The following is a 16355-nucleotide window of genomic DNA, read 5'->3' as shown; positions in this document are numbered from 1 at the left end:
CCAGCAACGATTCCAAGCGATTTTTTCTGCACGTTTGGGAGCTTAAAGCATAGAGATGATGGTTGCAATCGTTGCGACTGTTGCCTTTCCTTCATCAGATCTCAACCAGCTTAAGAATTGTGTCCCCCGATCGAACACTCTCCATTTAGGATCGTGCTGTTGAAGAATAGCATATCCTCTCACTTGGCTCATAATTTCCGAGGGAACGTTTTCACTCCAATTATCATTCCTGTTACATCTACCAATCGTACAACCATCTACTCCGTAAGAGTGAACACCAGAAACCCAAATTGGCTGCTTATTTTCGTCAACAAGAATTACGCTTACTGCTCCAGTAAAACCTGCTAGCTGTACCCCGGTTCGCGTATTTGTAACTGCTGTGAGTGTTCCATCTGCATTTAATGAAAATGAAGTACGCATTCGACCGTTTGCTACTCTATCCTCTTTATTACCTGTTATTGGAAAACTTACTGCATTAACTCCTAAAGGATTAACTATCCTAAATGTCGCATCTTTCCGAAAAAGCTCACTCTCATCTTTTTCAAGGTACAAGTTAAAATCACGATGACGCAAATAACGACCTGGGGAGTTATAAGACTCAAAAGATGCTAGTGTTGAATCAGCTAATCCTGGACGTTGACAGAATGTTGCATCTGCTTTAAATAGTTGTGAATTTTCTAAAGTAGCAAGTTTAATTCTAAATTCTTGATGTCGAAGATATGCTCCCGGATTATTTTGAGCCTGAAATGAGACGCAATTGCTATCTGCTAATCCTGGAACGATTTTAAATGTTGCATCTTGTTTATCTAGAGGAGATGAAATTGTTGAAATTTCTCCTAATAAATTGCGATGACGTATGTATAAATTAGGAAAATTGTAGGATTGTAGTGAATGGTACGCACCTTGCTGTGCTAGAGCTTTATCACTTCCTAAATATGGTAAATTTACTACACTTACCAAACCTGCTACAAATGCAAAACCCAAAACTTTATTCATTTTTCTATACTCTTAAAATTGAAATTTACTGGTTAAACCTACTGTGAATTAATAATAAATCTGATGCAACGAGTGTGTCTGTAAAAAGTTATAATTATTTATTAAAGTATTTAAAGTGACACAAACTCTTTAATAAAGCTTTATTCAGCCAATTTTGCCAAGAATCGCTTGGGCAGCAGCTTCGTCGGTAATCAGTCCGGTAATTAACTTGCCACGCAACGCAGCCAAAATTGCCTCGGCTTTTTTCACGCCGCCTGCTACACCGATAATGAGGCGTTGAGCGGGTTGTTCTAGGGGGACGCTGGCGACACGGGTGTTCGTTCCTTTTTGCAGCAAAACTCCCCGATCGCAAAAAGCCCAACCTGCTATTTCTCCTACTGCTCCCAATTCTATTAGTTCAGCTACTTCATCGTCGCTGATGAAACCGTCTTGATGTAATGGCGCATTCCAGGCGATGTGACTGATGCCGACAAAGGTGGCTTTGGCTTGCTCTGCAAGGGATTTCACGGCGATGAACGATCGCTGAGTTTGCAAAAGTTCTCTTTCTTCAATACTGGTGGCGACAACGGGTGTGGGAACTGGATATACTTGGGAACCGACGCGATCGCACAAGTGCATCACGACTTCGTGGCGACCTGCACGCCCATAATGAGACATATTGCCAATAATAGATACAATTTTATGTTGCGGTTGCTCCATTGATGGAATTTGCTCGACCATCGATCGCAATGTGCGTCCCGATGAAAATGCCAGAATTGTTGGAGTTTTCGCCAGCAGATAAGTTTCTAAGTGGGTAGCAGCACACACGGCAATTCCGTTGAAGGTATCCCCATTGCCTCCATCGCTCGGTACTACTTCGCACAGTAATAGATTGAAGCGATCGCGTAACGACTCAGCCAGCGCAATACATTCGCTGAGAGGGTGATCCAGCCGAAATTTAATTAGTTTTTCACTTACCGCCAGCGCAACCAAACGTTGTGCAGTTTGCCGGGAAACGTTCAGCTTGGCGGCAATCTCCTCCTGGGTGTTTTGGGCGATGTAGTATAACCAGGCAGCATGAGCAGCGAGTTCCAATTTGCGGTCTCGCCGTTCCAAGCCGAGTTCTTTCATATTCCACCTTTGACCGTATCGATCGAAAGCAAGAACTTCTAGATCGAGTTAATGGTTTGAGCTTATATCTAAAGATATAACTTTTGCTCAATTTTTATTGTATAGGCGATCGCACTCTATTGACCGCCAGTAATATCCAAATTAAACCCAGTAATGTAACTTGCCTCGTCACTCATCAGAAACGCTACCCCATTGGCAACCTCTTCCAGACTTCCCAAACGACGCATCGGCACTGAATCGATCATCTGTTGCTCGACTACTTTGGGATTGCGATCGAAGTACTGCGATCCTACCGCCGCCTGCAATTCCGTTTGTCGCGTCCACATATAGCCGGGGCCGATTAGCGAAGGAGAGAGCGCATTTACCCTAATGTTATGGGGAGCTAAGTCTTTCGCCGCCGTCTGGGTAATTCCTATCACCGCAAACTTGGAAGCCGCATAAGCAATCATATTTGGGGGGCCATCCACTCCCGCATGACTCGCCATATTGACGATCGCTCCTCCACCCGCATCCCTGAGATGTTGAGCCGCTGCCTTAAGAATGTGGAAAACGCCGATAACGTTAATATCGATTACCTTTTCAAAATCATCTTCTGGATATTCATCCGTTTTGGCAAATACTCCTTGATAACCTGCATTATTAAATACGTAGTCGATCCGATCGAACTGCTCGACACCAGCAGCAAAAGCTTTGGCAACGTTGTCCGCATCCGTAACATCGCAGCGAAATATGCCGATCGGAACATTGTATTTTTCTAATTCCCGAACTGCTTCTGCCATCTTCGCTTCATTCAAATCCAGCAAGAATATACCTGCACCATCAGCCGCAAAGCGGCGTGCCGTCGCCTTGCCAATTTCTCCCGCACCGCCTGTAATCAGAATCGTCTTACCCGCAAACTGATAAGTTGCTTTCGCTGTCATGGTTCCAACCTCGTTAATTAAGAATTGTTGCAAATCCCCTGTTGACTTTTAAGTTTTTGGGAGGGTCTAGATATGATTCTATTATTGAGCTTTTGCCCAAAGTTTGAGCATAAACTTAATAACTTCTTCGCCAATCTTTTTTTAAACAAAGGAGTTATGCAATGCGTATCTCCCGCTTCGCTAAAGTGCTGGTTGCATTCTTTGCCGGAGTCATGCTGGCGCAACTGTTGCACGCTTGTTCGCCGAATTCGCAAGCAGCACAGAAAACTAGACTGACGATCGCTACCGTCAATAATGGCGATATGGTCGTCATACAGGGACTTTCCCGCAACTTCGAGCAAGCTAACCCGGATATCCAACTCAGATGGGTTGTGCTGGAAGAGAATGTATTGCGCCAACGCACAACCACAGATGTTGCCAGTCAAGGCGGACAATTCGATGTGTTGACGATCGGTTCTTATGAAGCACCGATTTGGGCTAGACGGGATTGGTTGAGACCGCTGGATTTACCCGCCAGCTATGACGTAAATGACTTGATTAAACCCGTGCGAGAAGGGCTTTCCTACAATGGCCAACTCTATGCAGTGCCGTTCTATGCGGAAAGTTCGATGCTGTATTACCGCAAGGATTTGTTTGAGAAAGCAGGCATTACGGTTCCCCAACAACCAACTTATCCGCAAATGAGGGAATGGGCAAGCAAGATTCACGACCCGAAAAATGGAGTTTACGGGGTTTGTTTGCGCGGAAAACCCGGCTGGGGTGAAAATATGGCGTTTCTTACCACGTTAGTCAATACTTATGGCGGACGCTGGTTTGATATGAAATGGCAACCAACCATTAATACTCCAAATTGGAAAGAAGCGATCGGTTTTTATGTCGATTTGCTCAACAAATATGGGCCACCGGGAGCGAGTTCTAACGGATTTAATGAGAATTTGGCATTATTTTCGACGGGTAAATGTGGAATGTGGGTGGATGCGACTGTTGCAGCAGGACTGATTTCTAATCCCAAAGAATCGCAAGTTTACAATAAGGTTGGTTTTGCGCGTGCGCCGATCGAACGTTACCCCAACGGCTCAAACTGGCTCTGGGCTTGGGCGCTAGCGATTCCAAAAACTTCTAAATCACCGGAAGCGGCTCAAAGATTTATTGCTTGGGCAACTTCTAAAGAATACATTCAATTGGTTGCCAACCAAAATGGCTGGGTTGCTGTTCCACCCGGTACGCGGATTTCTACTTATCAGAATCCGAATTATCAAAAAGCTGCACCGTTTGCAGGAATGGTGTTGAATTCGATTCAATCTGCCGATATTACTCGTCCATCGGCAGAACCAACGCCTTATAAGGGTGTTCAATATGTGGATATTCCAGAGTTTCAAGCGATCGGAACTTCAGTTGGACAAACGATGGCAGCGGCGTTGACTAATAATGTTTCGATCGATCGAGCTTTGCAACAGGCGCAAAGTTCGACTGAACGTTTTATGAGGCATACGGGGTATATAGAATGAGGATTTTTTTTAACGCAGATGAAGACGGATGAACACAGATGAACACAGATGTAGATGGAGATTGTTGGTGGGGAATCGGATTTTTTGATTTTTTACCACAGATATCCACAGATGAACACAGATGAACACAGATGTAGATGGAGATTGTTGGTAGGGAATGGGATTTTATGTGTGTGGTAGATGTTGGGAGATCGGATAGTGAAGGAAATTGTAGGTTGGGTTGAGTGGCAGCGAAACCCAACAAATATCGGTCTCAAGTTGGGTTTCGTTCCTCAACCCAACCTACGGGATTTCTAAAATTCAAAATCCAAAGTCTTGAATCCAAAATTTGATTATGTTATGTCTTCTTCAATAGCTGTAAAACCGCACCGCGAAACACCGCCCGTTCAGCGACCACCAAGGCGGAAGGTATCAACTTTACCTCTGGTTGCGCCTTCGGTGATTGCCTTATTGCTGTGGATGATCGTGCCTTTGTTGATGACGATTTGGTTTTCTTTTCAAAGGTATAATCTGCTAAATCCAGATGCACGCAAATTCATCGGCATTGAAAATTTCACGTTTATTTTGAGCGATCCGGCTTTATGGACTTCGATCGGGATTACGGTGATTTTGGTGGTTTCGGTTTTGGCGATTACGATCGGTTTGGGTACGTTATTGGCGGTTTTGTTTGACCAGGACTTTTTCGGGCGTGGAATTGCGCGGGTGTTGGCAATTTCTCCGTTTTTTGTGATGCCGACTGTTAGCGCCCTGATTTGGAAAAATATGCTGATGCACCCGGTAAATGGGCTGTTTGCTCAGATTACGAGGGGTTTGGGTTTGGGCGCGATCGATTGGTTTGCAGATGTTCCGCTGCTAGCAATTATCATCATTGTTTCTTGGGAATGGTTGCCTTTTGCGCTGCTGATTTTATTGACTGCAATTCAATCGCTCGATCGCGAACAATTAGAAGCTGCCCGAATGGATGGCGCTAATGCGATCGCTTCATTCCGTTTCGTCATCTTACCGCATTTGAGTCGCGCTATTGCTGTAGTTGCGATGATCGAAACGATTTTCTTTTTAACAATTTTTGCCGAAATTTTTGTTACCACTGGTGGCGGGCCAGGATTAGCAACTACTAACCTTGCCTATTACATCTTCCTGAGAGCTTTATTGGAATTCGATGTAGGTGGTGCTTCCGCAGGTGGATTAATTGCTGTCATTCTTGCCAATATCGTAGCTATCTTTTTGATGCGTAGTGTTGCTCGTAATGTGGATACTTAACTATGACGAAGAAAAACAATAATCGTTGGCTATTTACTTTCCTCGGTTGGTTAGTTGCTTGTCTATTATTCTTCCCAATTTTCTGGATGTTTCTCACCAGTTTTAAAACGGAAGTAGCGGCAGTTGCAACTCCTCCTCAGTTATTCTTTCAGCCAACATTAGAAAATTATGCGGCAATTCAAGACCGAGCATCATATTTCAATTATGCGTTTAATAGCGTAGCGGTTTCGGTTGGTTCTACCATACTTGCATTGCTGCTTGCTATACCTGCGGCTTATGCGATGGCATTTTTCCCAACTAAACGCACCAAGCAAACTTTGATGTGGATGCTGTCAACGAAAATGCTACCATCCGTTGGCGTGCTAGTGCCTATTTATATATTGTGTCGCAACACTGGATTACTTGATACTCGCATCGGCTTGATTATCATTTATACCTTGATTAATTTGCCGATCGTTGTTTGGATGATCTACAGCTTTTTCAAAGAAGTTCCCAAAGAAATTCTCGAAGCCGATCGCATGGATGGAGCAAGTACACAACAAGAACTGGTTCATGTATTGCTACCTTTGGCATTACCAGGAATAGCATCTACAGCTTTACTTTCAATTATTTTATCTTGGAATGAAGCATTTTGGAGCTTGAATTTAACAACCGCAGATGCTGCACCTTTAACCGCATTTATTGCTTCATTTTCCAGTCCGCAAGGATTGTTTTGGGCAAAACTTTCAGCGGCATCAACATTGGCGATCGCACCCATTTTAATATTCGGTTGGCTAAGTCAACGCCAATTAGTTCGCGGTCTAACATTTGGTGCTGTGAAATAGAAGAAAGAGAACGTTTTCTTGAACCAATTAAGGGAAGAATTTTATGTCAACAGTCGCTTTAAGGGATATCCATAAAACCTATGCCGATACGCAGGTAATCAAAGGCATAGATCTCGATGTAGGCGATCGCGAATTTGTGGTATTCGTCGGGCCGTCAGGTTGTGGGAAATCAACCTTACTTCGCATGATTGCCGGATTAGAAGAAATTTCCTCTGGCGATTTATTTATCGACGAACAAAAAGTTAATGATGTACCGCCAGATAAACGCGGATTGGCAATGGTATTTCAAAGCTATGCCTTATATCCTCACATGACTGTAGCGGAAAATATGGCGTTTAGTCTCCGCCTTGCTGGAATGCCAAAACCCAGACGTTATGAAAGGGCGAAAGAAGTTGCGCGGATTTTACAATTGGAACCTTTACTCAATCGTAAACCGAAAGAACTATCGGGAGGACAACGACAACGAGTTGCGATCGGTCGTGCATTAGTTCGCAATCCCAAAGTGTTTTTGTTTGATGAACCTTTATCAAATTTAGATGCTGCTTTGCGCGTGCAAATGCGGATCGAACTTGCTAGTTTGCACGACAGTTTGCAAGCGACAATGATTTACGTAACGCACGATCAAGTTGAAGCGATGACTCTTGCTGATAAAATTGTTGTATTGCATAGCGGTATCGTGGAACAAGTAGGATCTCCTTTGGAACTATATCACCATCCCCGCAATCAATTCGTAGCTGGATTTATCGGTTCGCCTAAAATGAATTTCCTTCCAGTTACGGTAGCAGCCGTTAATAATTTGGGTGTTACTGTCAAACTTCCCGATAATGCTAGTGTAACTATTCCAGTCAAACCTGGAAACATATCGATCGGTGATAGCGCAACTCTAGGAATTCGCCCCGAACATCTGCGAGTCGATCGAAATAACGCCACATTGAACGGCGAAGTGTTGGTCATGGAAAGACTAGGCGGAGAAACCTATCTCTACGTAAGAATTGCCGGCGGCAACACAATAGTTGTGCAAACTCACGGTGACGATCCCAGTCATTTACATGACGTGGTTCCCATTCATATTAAGGGCGATATTTGTCATTTATTCAATGCACAAGGTGAAGCAATCCCAAAAGCTCAACGTCATCCTCTCACCCGTTAAAAAAAACTGCAAATTCATCTGTTTATCCCACCAAAAAACTCCGCAAACATCTGTGTTCATCTGTGTTTATCTGTGGATATCTGTGGTAAAAAATCCTAGATTTCCAGCCCGTAAACAAAAAACCAACAACTACCATGAACAGCAATATCAGCACAAATTCAGCAATTAAATTGAATCAAGCATCTCTATCTCGTCTACCAAATAACGTTCAGATCCCAAAGTACGATCGCACTCAAATTACCAATGGAATCGTGCATATCGGCGTTGGTGGATTTCATCGGGCGCATCAAGCATTATACCTCGATAATTACTTTCATCAAAATCCCGGTAGTGAATGGGGAATCTGCGGGGTTGGATTGCTTGAATTCGACAAACGAATGCGCGATGCACTTCAATCTCAGGATTGTTTGTATACCCTGGTTGAACGATCGCTAGAAGGAGATAATGCTAAAGTTATCGGCGCAATTACTAAATATTTATTTGCACCCGATAACCGACAAGCAGTTATTGATGCAATGGCAAAACCTGAATGTAAAATTGTCACTTTAACGATCACCGAAGGGGGTTATTATTATATTGAAGGTAGCGGCGAATTCGATGCCAATCATCCAACAATTCAATATGATTTGCAACATCCCGATGAACCGATCGGAGTATACGGCTTTTTGACAGCAGCACTCGATCGCCGTCGCCAACAAGGAATAGCACCGTTTACCGTGCTTTCCTGCGATAATTTGCAAGGAAACGGTCACATCGCACAAAAGATGTTAACTGCATTTGCACAGATGCGCGATTCCGATCTGGGAAATTGGATTGCTGAAAATGTTGCGTTTCCGAACTGTATGGTCGATCGCATTACTCCCGCTACTACCCCAGCAGATATCAAAATGGTAACGGAACAGTTTGGCATTGATGATGCTTTCCCAGTCGTTGCAGAACCTTTTCTTCAGTGGGTAGTTGAAGATAATTTCTGTGCGGGTAGACCGAATTGGGAATCTGTTGGCGTACAGATGACCAACGATGTTCATCCTTACGAGATGATGAAAATTCGGCTACTTAATGCCAGTCATTTGTTAATCGGTTATTTTGGTACTTTGGTCGGCTATACTTACGTTCACGAAGCGATGGCAGATCCGTTAATTAGGCAAGCTGTCGATCGCTTAATGGACGAAGTTACGCCCACTCTTCAACCCGTACCTGGAATCGATTTAGATAATTACAAAAAGACTTTAATCGAACGATTTGCCAATCCGAAAATTCGCGATCAACTACCGCGTCTTTGCCTGAATAGTTCTGCCAAAATACCAAAATTTATTCTAGGTTCTCTGCGCGATGCACTACAACAAGGAAGTTCGATCGATTATATGAGTTTAGCGATCGCTGCCTGGTTCCGCTATCTTAATGGCAAAGACGATCGAGGTAATTCAATTCCCATCGATGACCCAATGGCAGATACGCTAACTCAAATAGCTATTTCTAGCGGTTCCGATCCTCAACCATTACTCAGTGTATCTGAGATTTTTGGCGATTTACCGCAGTCATCGCGTTTCGTCGAAGCAGTTAGCGATCGTTTACGCAGTTTGTACGAATTGGGAGCTAAAGAAACACTGACTCGGTTTTAGCTTCTGATTCATCCCTAGCTTTAAAATACCAGTAGAGATTGGCAACCGCTAAGTCTGAAGCTTGCTGTAAATTAGCTGGTACTAAAGTTTTGTAACCAGCAGATGTAGCTTGCTGGCTGATATATAATTGATGCTCTCGCCGTAATTCTGGCTTCATCATATATATCATCTGATCCTGCAATGATTGAGGATGGGATTTTTCTTTCAAGTTTTCATAGAATAATTGCTCTGGTGGTGCTGCTAATGCTGTTGTAGCGGAGTTGGTATCTGGGGTTACTTCTAAATTGCTGAATTCGGCACTTTCGAGCAGTTTTAGTTCGGATTCGGGTAACGAACGCATCCAATCAATTTGGTTTTGCCATGTTTCTAGAACGGCTAAATCGTGGTCGTGAATTCGTTTGATTTCAGGGAAAAGGAAATCTAGCTCGTCTTCCGATTGGCAGTTATTGATAACGTTAAAGCAATCTTGACGGATTTTTGATTGAAGATGGGAAAGTTGATTCCTAGCCGCAGAGAGATCATTTTCCAATTGATAAGTAATAGCGATTGTCTGCTCAATTGCCCAAGCACATTCCTTTCGGCGTAGTTGTCCAGCTGCATTGTTTTCCGAGTATAGGCGAGAATTATTATAGTCTGCTAAAGTTAAACCTAAAGTTAGGCGTGCATTTGCTAAATCAGCATCTCTAATTCTCTCATCTTCAGACGACATAGCTATTTTTATTCGGTTAGTCGCTTCCATAAAACGACCGTATCCTTGCTCTAAAATTGTACGGTGATGGCGAAATTCAACATCTTGGGCAACCTGTTCAATCCGCTGAATAATTTCATATCCTTGGCCTGTTAAAAAGCTAGTCCCACCCGACGATTGTATTCAATTGCTGATAACACAAGAGCAGGGCGACGACCAGCTTGTTCGCGCCCTATTTGAGGCGTGAAATTTGTCCAAATAATATCTCCCCGCTTAGGAATAGATAAACTAGATCTATCTGAATTCACGGCCTACAGGCTCCCCAAAGTCAATCTCACCATGTAAATTCTCAGGTGTTACTCGCTCCATCATTTCCTTAAATTCCTCGGCTTTTTTAGTTAAATATGGAAGACTGGAAAGAATGCTCTAAATAGCAGTGCGTTCGATCGATTCTTCGTTCAACTCAGCCAAATAAGCTAGTTTTTCATAAACCGATTCTGATATTTCCAATGTAAGCTTTCGGGTATTCATGCTTCACCTGCTTTCATAGTTCTTAGCTTTTCTTAAAAGCCTGATTACAAACATTGACAGTATTAAAAATCAACAATTTATTAACAGCAAAGCTCAAGTATTTGACAAAATTAACAGTATGGTTAATTCAACGTTTGAGCAGCGCGTTAAGCAAGCATCTGAAAACATTGCAAAAACTATCTCATCCTACGAAAACATTCTAGAACAGCAAGAAAAAGCTTACAAAGAAACTCAGCAACAACGTGATGCTGACAAAGCTTTTATCGCTCAAAAGCGTCAAGAACTAGAGCAAGTTCAGAAAAATATCGAGGCAATTCTGGCACAAGTTGCTAGATAGCGATCGCACTTAGCCAATTAATCTCCTTCTGTCAGTAAAAAACCCGGTTTCTTAAAGAAACCGGGTTTCTCTTTTGTCTCATTATAATTTCACTTGACACGCATACAAACAAGCATTTGGATCGCTATTTGCCACCATCAAACGAGAAGTAATAAACCTATCCATCCATTTTTCCAAATAAACGCGATTTGCTTGCTGCTCAGATGGATCTGTTGTATTAATGGGATAAGGTGCCAAACCCAAAATTGCTGCTGTCGTCACGCAAAACATCGACTTTTGAAAACTGATGCAAATTTGTACGCGCAAGTCATCTTCTCGACGCCGATTGCGATTGTACAAATCGTGCAGGTAATCTGGGATAAAATGGCGCATATCCTGCATTAGCTGAGTTGGTGGAATCCCAGCACCGCCTATAGGTAACGGGTCAGCATACAAAGCGCCGTATTCAAATTTACTTTGATCTATGGGAATTTGACGAGCTTGTGCGTTGAAAGAAACTGTGCCAGGAAAAGGCGTTCCTCGGAAGAACACCGCCTCTACGTAAGGCACGCCAGTATCCATAAGGAAAGTTAAACCCGCTGATTTGGGAATAATTTCATATTCCTTACCTTCAATTTTTACGGAGTAGGTAATCGGCAAATTAGCAGATGCTACCAAACCGTTGAGGATATGCTCTACTACCTGCGGAATGGAGTTAATTTCGCCTCGATCGTATCGATCCGATAAAATCAGGAATATGGGAGCCATTACCCGCCAAAATTGACCGAGCGCACTGTAATAAACTTGTAGGCGTACCTGTTCCAACAAAAAGTCAGGAAAAAGTTTGTCTAGACCTCTAATTAAGAAATTGCCCTTAGTTTTGGCATTAATTGCCGCTCTCGCTCTTTCCTTAAATTCGTCAGAATCTATGTAAGTATCCAACCCGCCGCCACCGTGCCACATCATTGTTCTCATGCAGTACTCGGCGTACTCAAAATTAATGCGATCGTGCCACCAGTGTTGCAGCAATTTTTGTATCGAAACTTCGCCATTGAAGTATTTAAAAAATGGAAACAGCACTAAAAATTGATTATTGGCGATGTAGAGAAGATTGTTATAGTAAGCATCCAGCACAATACCGTAGCTTTTCAGAACACCTACAACTTCTATCAGATTTTCAGGCGTATCCGCGAGCAACGCACCGCCAGCTTTCAGCCGTTCTATGTATGGAGAAAGCATATGAGCGGGTTTGGATTTTGAAAGTGGCGATATTATATTATTGGTATTCTCAACTTGTCCGGATTCTGCACTTGTCTTTGTCATTATTTATTTCCTCTCCATCTCATATCTAAAACGCCAGACACGATAATTTAAAATTTTAGATTTTAGGCCTCCAGCAATTTTATATTTAGATAGGATAAATATAAAATTGCTGGGGGTGAAGTCAATCTAAAATCTTTAATCTAAAACCGTTTGAGTGTTCGCCGTTAACTGTTGGTTGGTGAGAGTCATAGTTGTTGTAGTGGTTTCAGTCCAACGCACGATCCAGTTAGGTTGCAATCCCAGCATCACGATCAGCATAGCTAAAGCGATCGCAGGTGCCCTCTCCTTCCACTGCACTTGCGGCAAGTTCTCCACCACTTCCGATAACCGTCCGAAAAAGACACGGTTCACCAAAAGCAAGAAGTAAACTGAGGTTAAACCAGTACCCACCAAGGAAAGCAGGGTTTGGATCGGGAAAACCGGGTAACTGCCTCGAAAAACCAAAAATTCCGAGATAAAACCCACCATACCAGGCAGACCTGCACTAGCCATCACCCCTAAGACCATGAGGCTACCAACTACTGGCAAACCGCGTTCTGGGTTAAGCAGTCCTCGCAGTACTTCAATATCGCGAGTACCAGTCTTTTTATATACAACGCCCACGAGTAGAAACAGCAGTCCCGAGATTAAGCCGTGGCTTGTCATTTGAATGACAGATGCCAGTAAGCTCAGAGGTGTAGCAGCGGCTATGGCTAAAAGGATGTAGCCCATGTGGCCTACAGAACTGTAGGCCACCATTTTCTTCATATCTGTTTGCGCGATCGCATTCAATGACCCGTACAGCACGCTTACTACCGCCCAGGTAGCCAGACTGGGAGCCAAAATTTGCCAAGCCTCTGGAAATAAACCCAACCCGAAGCGCAGCAAACCGTAAGTTCCCAACTTCAACAACACCCCAGCCAAAAGTACCGAAATCGGTGTGGAGGCTTCTACGTGAGCATCCGGCAACCAAGTATGAAACGGCACCAAAGGTATCTTGATTGCAAAGCCCACCAAGATAGCACCCAGCAGCAGAAATTGCGTTGCCAAAGGTAAAGTATGATGGCGTAGCGATTCGTATGCAAAAGTGGAAGCGTCGCTGAGGAAAAACAACCCAAAAAAAGCTGCCAGAATTAAAATTCCCGAAATTGCCGTATAGATTAAAAACTTGGTTGCTGCGTAGCCACGTTTTTTGCCACCCCAAATGGCAATTAAAAGATACAGAGGAATCAGTTCTATCTCGTAAAATACGAAAAACAAAAGCAGATCCTGGGCTAGGAACGCACCGGCGACACAGGCATTCAACACTAACAGCAAAGCGTAATAAAACCTGGGTCGCTGGATAGCCTCATCTGTACTGACGATCGCAATACAAGTCAAAAGAGCGTTTAAAACCAGCAAAGGCAAAGATAAACCATCAACGCCCAGGTGATAGCTCAAGCCCAAAACATCAATCCAAGGTATGATTTCTACAAATTGCTGGCTCGCACTTTCTGTGTGAAATTGACTTGCCAGTATGAGGGACAAAATAAACACACCACTGGCAACTATTAAAGTCAATTGACGAGTTACCTTTGGCGTTATATTTCCAGGCCAAAACGCCATTATAGCGGCGGTTATAATTGGCACCCAAATCAAAGCACTCAGCATAGGTAATAGGGAGGGAAAGGGGGAACATGAAAAAGGGGAAATGATTAATTCAAATTGGCAATTTGAGACAAATTTGAGATTTGAGATGGCAAATTTAATAAATCTGAAATCTCAAATCTGAAATTTGAAACTGACTGATGAGCGCTAATCAAAAGCTAATCGCCAAAATTCCCCGTTTAAAAACATTTTGAAAAATGAGGGCTCAAATAACCAGGTCATCAGGAAGCCAAAAAAGCTGATTCCCAGAAGAATTATCAGCACATAAAATTGGGATTGACCGGAAGCGCTGTACTTCAAAGTTTGACCGCCGAAAATTGTGCCCAGACCGAGTAGGTTAACAAATCCATCCACAATGTAGCGATCGATCCAAGCGTTTAATTGGGAAAGGCGATCGACTGCAAATACTACAGTCAAGCGATAAACCCGATCGATGTAAAAGTCGTAACCCAACAAATCCTGCAAAAACCGCCAAGGCAGAAACAGCGATCGCGACCAAGCTTTGTTGAGATAAATAATTGACCCGATCCCACAGCCGATCGCACCCGATGTCACCAGCAACACCGCCGCTTTTGGGTTGACGTATTCCCAATCGGGTAGCAGCAACAAGCGCTGCATGATCGAAGGCACTAATAAAGTCGCAATGGTTAAAGTTACCATCGGCACAGCCATTGGCCAGGGAACCTCTGGTGCCCGTTTCGTCTTAGGTTGAGCTTTGCCCAAAAAGACGAGACGAAATACGCGGGTTAAATTTAACGCCGTCAGGGTATTGACCAACAGCAAGATTGCCACCAGCAAAGGTCGATCGAACAAATAAATATCAACGCCTCGATGCAGGGCCCAAAATCCTCCCAAAGGCAGCAATCCCACCAAGCCAGCGCTGCCAACCACAAAAGCAGTAGTAGTTGCAGGCATCCGAGACCACAGACCGCCCATTTCGGTTATGTCTTGGTTGTTGGTTGTCATAATTACAGAACCAACGCTCATAAACATGAGCGCTTTGGCGATCGCATGAGCAAACAGTAACAGTAAGGCAAAACCGGTCCATTGCGTGCCTACAGCGATAAATACCAAACCTAAATAAGCGCTGGTGGAATGGGACAAAGCTCGCTTAATATCGATTTGGGCGATCGCCACCAAAGAAGCGCCGATCGCCGTCACAGAACCGATAACCACCAAAGCATCCAAAGCTACAGGCGAAACATTCAAAATCGGTTGAAGTTTGATCAACACATAAGCACCACCAGCTACCACCACCGAGTTTCGCAAAATCGAAGCTGGGTTTGGCCCTTCCATCGCCTCATCCAACCAAAGGTGCAGCGGAAACTGAGCGCATTTACCTATTGGGCCAGCGATCAAAGCGAAGCCCAACAAAGTCGCAGCGGTGGGAGATAAATAGGCAGTATCCGCCCATTCGTATAAATCGATAAAATTCAAGCTTCCTGCTTGAGTGGCCAGCACCACCACTCCCATCAGCAGCAGCACATCTCCCACCCGCTTGGTCAAAAAGGCATCTCGCGCTGCTGTCACCACCAACGGTTGAGCGTACCAGAATCCCACCAACATATAAGTAGAAAGGGTGAGCATTTCCAGCAGCGCGTAGCTGAGAAACAGAGAGTTACTCAGCGCCAGACCGCTCATTGCCCCTTCAAAAAATCCCATCAGTGCAAAAAAGCGAGCTAGCGCCCAGTCTTTTTCCATGTATCCCAAGGCGAATAGCTGCGCCAGCAAGCTCAGACCCGCCACCAAATCCATTGCCCCAACGCTCACTTGCGAGATTTCCAGGGCAAAGGACAAATCTAAATCTGCTGCTTTGAGCCAGTGGAATACTAACTCATAGGGCTCTCGATTCCAGGTCAATCTGAAGACGATAAAGCCATGCACAAATGCCAAAAAGGTCATCAACAGATTAAAGTAGGCAGCCGGTCGCGGGCCTGTACGATGGACGATGCCCATTGACCAGGGTAGGGTCAAAACCGCACCAACTAAGCCGTATACGGGCACCCACCAACTCGTTTCTAGCAGGAACTCAGTCATCGACATATCCCCATAATTTGCCTCAACCGAATCGAACTCCTTTAAAGCAATTTATGCCTTTTGTCAATCTTTATGTGAATGTACAAGGCTTTGCTAAAAGGTGAGCAATAACTTTTGTATATTATTGATTTTTGTATATCTTAACCATATAAAGCACTCTATAGAAGGATTGTGATGCCAAAAATCCTTAATCACCTATATAAGCTTTTGTTATAAATAAAAAATTTCTCGGTATTCTTACAGGAAGAACCGAGATCGATCAGTTTTAGGGCCAAGGCAGCCGACAGGGGATGAGCAATTGTCGTCGGTTGTTATCGGTTATTTATGCCCGATCGCCTATTACCATATTTAGCGCCCAGTTTCTATAAGTCTGGTTTAACTAAAAGTAATAAAGAAATTATAAAACATTTCGTCCGCACCAGATAAATACATAGAATAGTCAAA

The 16355-nt window shown here is 43.7% G+C and carries 13 protein-coding genes and 1 pseudogene; 6 read left to right on the top strand and 8 right to left on the bottom strand.

Annotation, left to right across the window (positions count from 1 at the left end; translation table 11 throughout):
• Window positions 1-42 precede the first annotated feature (42 nt).
• From H6G03_RS19090 to H6G03_RS19080, 3 genes are all read right to left on the bottom strand, one after another.
• On the bottom strand, window positions 43-996 hold the full coding sequence (locus H6G03_RS19090) for an AbfB domain-containing protein (RefSeq protein ID WP_190466753.1): 954 nt from the start codon (window positions 994-996) through the stop codon (window positions 43-45).
• Between the two features lie 144 nt (window positions 997-1140).
• Window positions 1141-2106 (bottom strand): sugar-binding transcriptional regulator, encoded by a 966-nt coding sequence (locus tag H6G03_RS19085; protein WP_190466750.1) that lies wholly within the window; start codon window positions 2104-2106, stop codon window positions 1141-1143.
• 116 nt (window positions 2107-2222) lie between these two features.
• Window positions 2223-3026, bottom strand: coding sequence for an SDR family NAD(P)-dependent oxidoreductase (locus H6G03_RS19080; protein WP_190466747.1), 804 nt, complete (start codon window positions 3024-3026; stop codon window positions 2223-2225).
• A gap of 161 nt (window positions 3027-3187) precedes the next feature.
• Here H6G03_RS19080 and H6G03_RS19075 point away from each other — a divergent pair, with 161 nt between their 5' ends.
• From H6G03_RS19075 to H6G03_RS19055, 5 genes are all read left to right on the top strand, one after another.
• Complete coding sequence (locus H6G03_RS19075; RefSeq protein WP_190466744.1) at window positions 3188-4534, top strand: ABC transporter substrate-binding protein; 1347 nt, start codon at window positions 3188-3190, stop codon at window positions 4532-4534.
• Between the two features lie 339 nt (window positions 4535-4873).
• Window positions 4874-5794 (top strand): carbohydrate ABC transporter permease, encoded by a 921-nt coding sequence (locus H6G03_RS19070; RefSeq protein ID WP_190466739.1) that lies wholly within the window; start codon window positions 4874-4876, stop codon window positions 5792-5794.
• Window positions 5795-5796: 2 nt separating this feature from the next.
• Window positions 5797-6618, top strand: coding sequence for a carbohydrate ABC transporter permease (locus H6G03_RS19065; RefSeq protein ID WP_190466736.1), 822 nt, complete (start codon window positions 5797-5799; stop codon window positions 6616-6618).
• Window positions 6619-6661: 43 nt separating this feature from the next.
• Entirely contained in the window at window positions 6662-7768 is a 1107-nt protein-coding gene (locus H6G03_RS19060; protein ID WP_190466733.1) for an ABC transporter ATP-binding protein, read from the top strand.
• Between the two features lie 134 nt (window positions 7769-7902).
• On the top strand, window positions 7903-9390 hold the full coding sequence (locus H6G03_RS19055; protein WP_190466730.1) for a mannitol dehydrogenase family protein: 1488 nt from the start codon (window positions 7903-7905) through the stop codon (window positions 9388-9390).
• Here the strand turns inward: H6G03_RS19055 and H6G03_RS19050 are convergent.
• Entirely contained in the window at window positions 9365-10129 is a 765-nt protein-coding gene (locus H6G03_RS19050; protein ID WP_190466728.1) for a hypothetical protein, read from the bottom strand. The genes H6G03_RS19055 and H6G03_RS19050 overlap by 26 nt on opposite strands.
• Window positions 10130-10236: 107 nt before the next feature.
• A pseudogene (locus H6G03_RS38880) lies at window positions 10237-10359 on the bottom strand (type II toxin-antitoxin system PemK/MazF family toxin); the annotation flags it as partial.
• Window positions 10360-10727: 368 nt separating this feature from the next.
• On the opposite strand from H6G03_RS38880, the gene H6G03_RS19040 reads away from it, so the two are divergent.
• On the top strand, window positions 10728-10946 hold the full coding sequence (locus H6G03_RS19040) for a hypothetical protein (protein WP_190466721.1): 219 nt from the start codon (window positions 10728-10730) through the stop codon (window positions 10944-10946).
• 81 nt (window positions 10947-11027) lie between these two features.
• On the opposite strand, the gene H6G03_RS19035 is transcribed toward H6G03_RS19040, so the two are convergent.
• The 3 genes from H6G03_RS19035 to H6G03_RS19025 all read right to left on the bottom strand — a co-directional run bounded on the left by H6G03_RS19035 (window position 11028) and on the right by H6G03_RS19025 (window position 15911).
• The gene (locus H6G03_RS19035) at window positions 11028-12164 is read right to left on the bottom strand and encodes a CO2 hydration protein (RefSeq protein WP_191057201.1); all 1137 of its coding nucleotides are present in this window, start codon (window positions 12162-12164) and stop codon (window positions 11028-11030) included.
• 219 nt (window positions 12165-12383) lie between these two features.
• Window positions 12384-13877 carry an NADH-quinone oxidoreductase subunit M gene (locus tag H6G03_RS19030; RefSeq protein ID WP_190466714.1) on the bottom strand — a complete coding sequence of 498 codons (1494 nt, stop codon included), beginning with the start codon at window positions 13875-13877 and terminating at the stop codon, window positions 12384-12386.
• A gap of 144 nt (window positions 13878-14021) precedes the next feature.
• Window positions 14022-15911 carry an NAD(P)H-quinone oxidoreductase subunit F gene (locus H6G03_RS19025; RefSeq protein WP_190466711.1) on the bottom strand — a complete coding sequence of 630 codons (1890 nt, stop codon included), beginning with the start codon at window positions 15909-15911 and terminating at the stop codon, window positions 14022-14024.
• Between the last annotated feature and the right edge of the window lie 444 nt (window positions 15912-16355).

Source organism: Aerosakkonema funiforme FACHB-1375, assembly GCF_014696265.1.
Taxonomy (GTDB): domain Bacteria; phylum Cyanobacteriota; class Cyanobacteriia; order Cyanobacteriales; family Aerosakkonemataceae; genus Aerosakkonema; species Aerosakkonema funiforme_A.
The sequence above is the reverse complement of the archived record's forward strand: the minus strand, read 5'-3'. Positions and strand labels throughout refer to the sequence as shown.

Bases quoted from the DNA above. Each gene is read 5' to 3' on its own strand.
- H6G03_RS19060 (WP_190466733.1), top strand. From the start codon at position 6,662: ATGTCAACAGTCGCTTTAAGGGATATCCATAAAACCTATGCCGATACG.
- H6G03_RS19075 (WP_190466744.1), top strand. From the start codon at position 3,188: ATGCGTATCTCCCGCTTCGCTAAAGTGCTGGTTGCATTCTTTGCCGGA.
- H6G03_RS19050 (WP_190466728.1), bottom strand. From the start codon at position 10,129: ATGGAAGCGACTAACCGAATAAAAATAGCTATGTCGTCTGAAGATGAG.
- H6G03_RS19035 (WP_191057201.1), bottom strand. From the start codon at position 12,164: ATGCTTTCTCCATACATAGAACGGCTGAAAGCTGGCGGTGCGTTGCTC.
- H6G03_RS19065 (WP_190466736.1), top strand. From the start codon at position 5,797: ATGACGAAGAAAAACAATAATCGTTGGCTATTTACTTTCCTCGGTTGG.
- H6G03_RS19040 (WP_190466721.1), top strand. From the start codon at position 10,728: ATGGTTAATTCAACGTTTGAGCAGCGCGTTAAGCAAGCATCTGAAAAC.
- H6G03_RS19025 (WP_190466711.1), bottom strand. From the start codon at position 15,911: ATGACTGAGTTCCTGCTAGAAACGAGTTGGTGGGTGCCCGTATACGGC.
- H6G03_RS19080 (WP_190466747.1), bottom strand. From the start codon at position 3,026: ATGACAGCGAAAGCAACTTATCAGTTTGCGGGTAAGACGATTCTGATT.
- H6G03_RS19055 (WP_190466730.1), top strand. From the start codon at position 7,903: ATGAACAGCAATATCAGCACAAATTCAGCAATTAAATTGAATCAAGCA.
- H6G03_RS19030 (WP_190466714.1), bottom strand. From the start codon at position 13,877: ATGCTGAGTGCTTTGATTTGGGTGCCAATTATAACCGCCGCTATAATG.
- H6G03_RS19090 (WP_190466753.1), bottom strand. From the start codon at position 996: ATGAATAAAGTTTTGGGTTTTGCATTTGTAGCAGGTTTGGTAAGTGTA.
- H6G03_RS19085 (WP_190466750.1), bottom strand. From the start codon at position 2,106: ATGAAAGAACTCGGCTTGGAACGGCGAGACCGCAAATTGGAACTCGCT.
- H6G03_RS19070 (WP_190466739.1), top strand. From the start codon at position 4,874: ATGTCTTCTTCAATAGCTGTAAAACCGCACCGCGAAACACCGCCCGTT.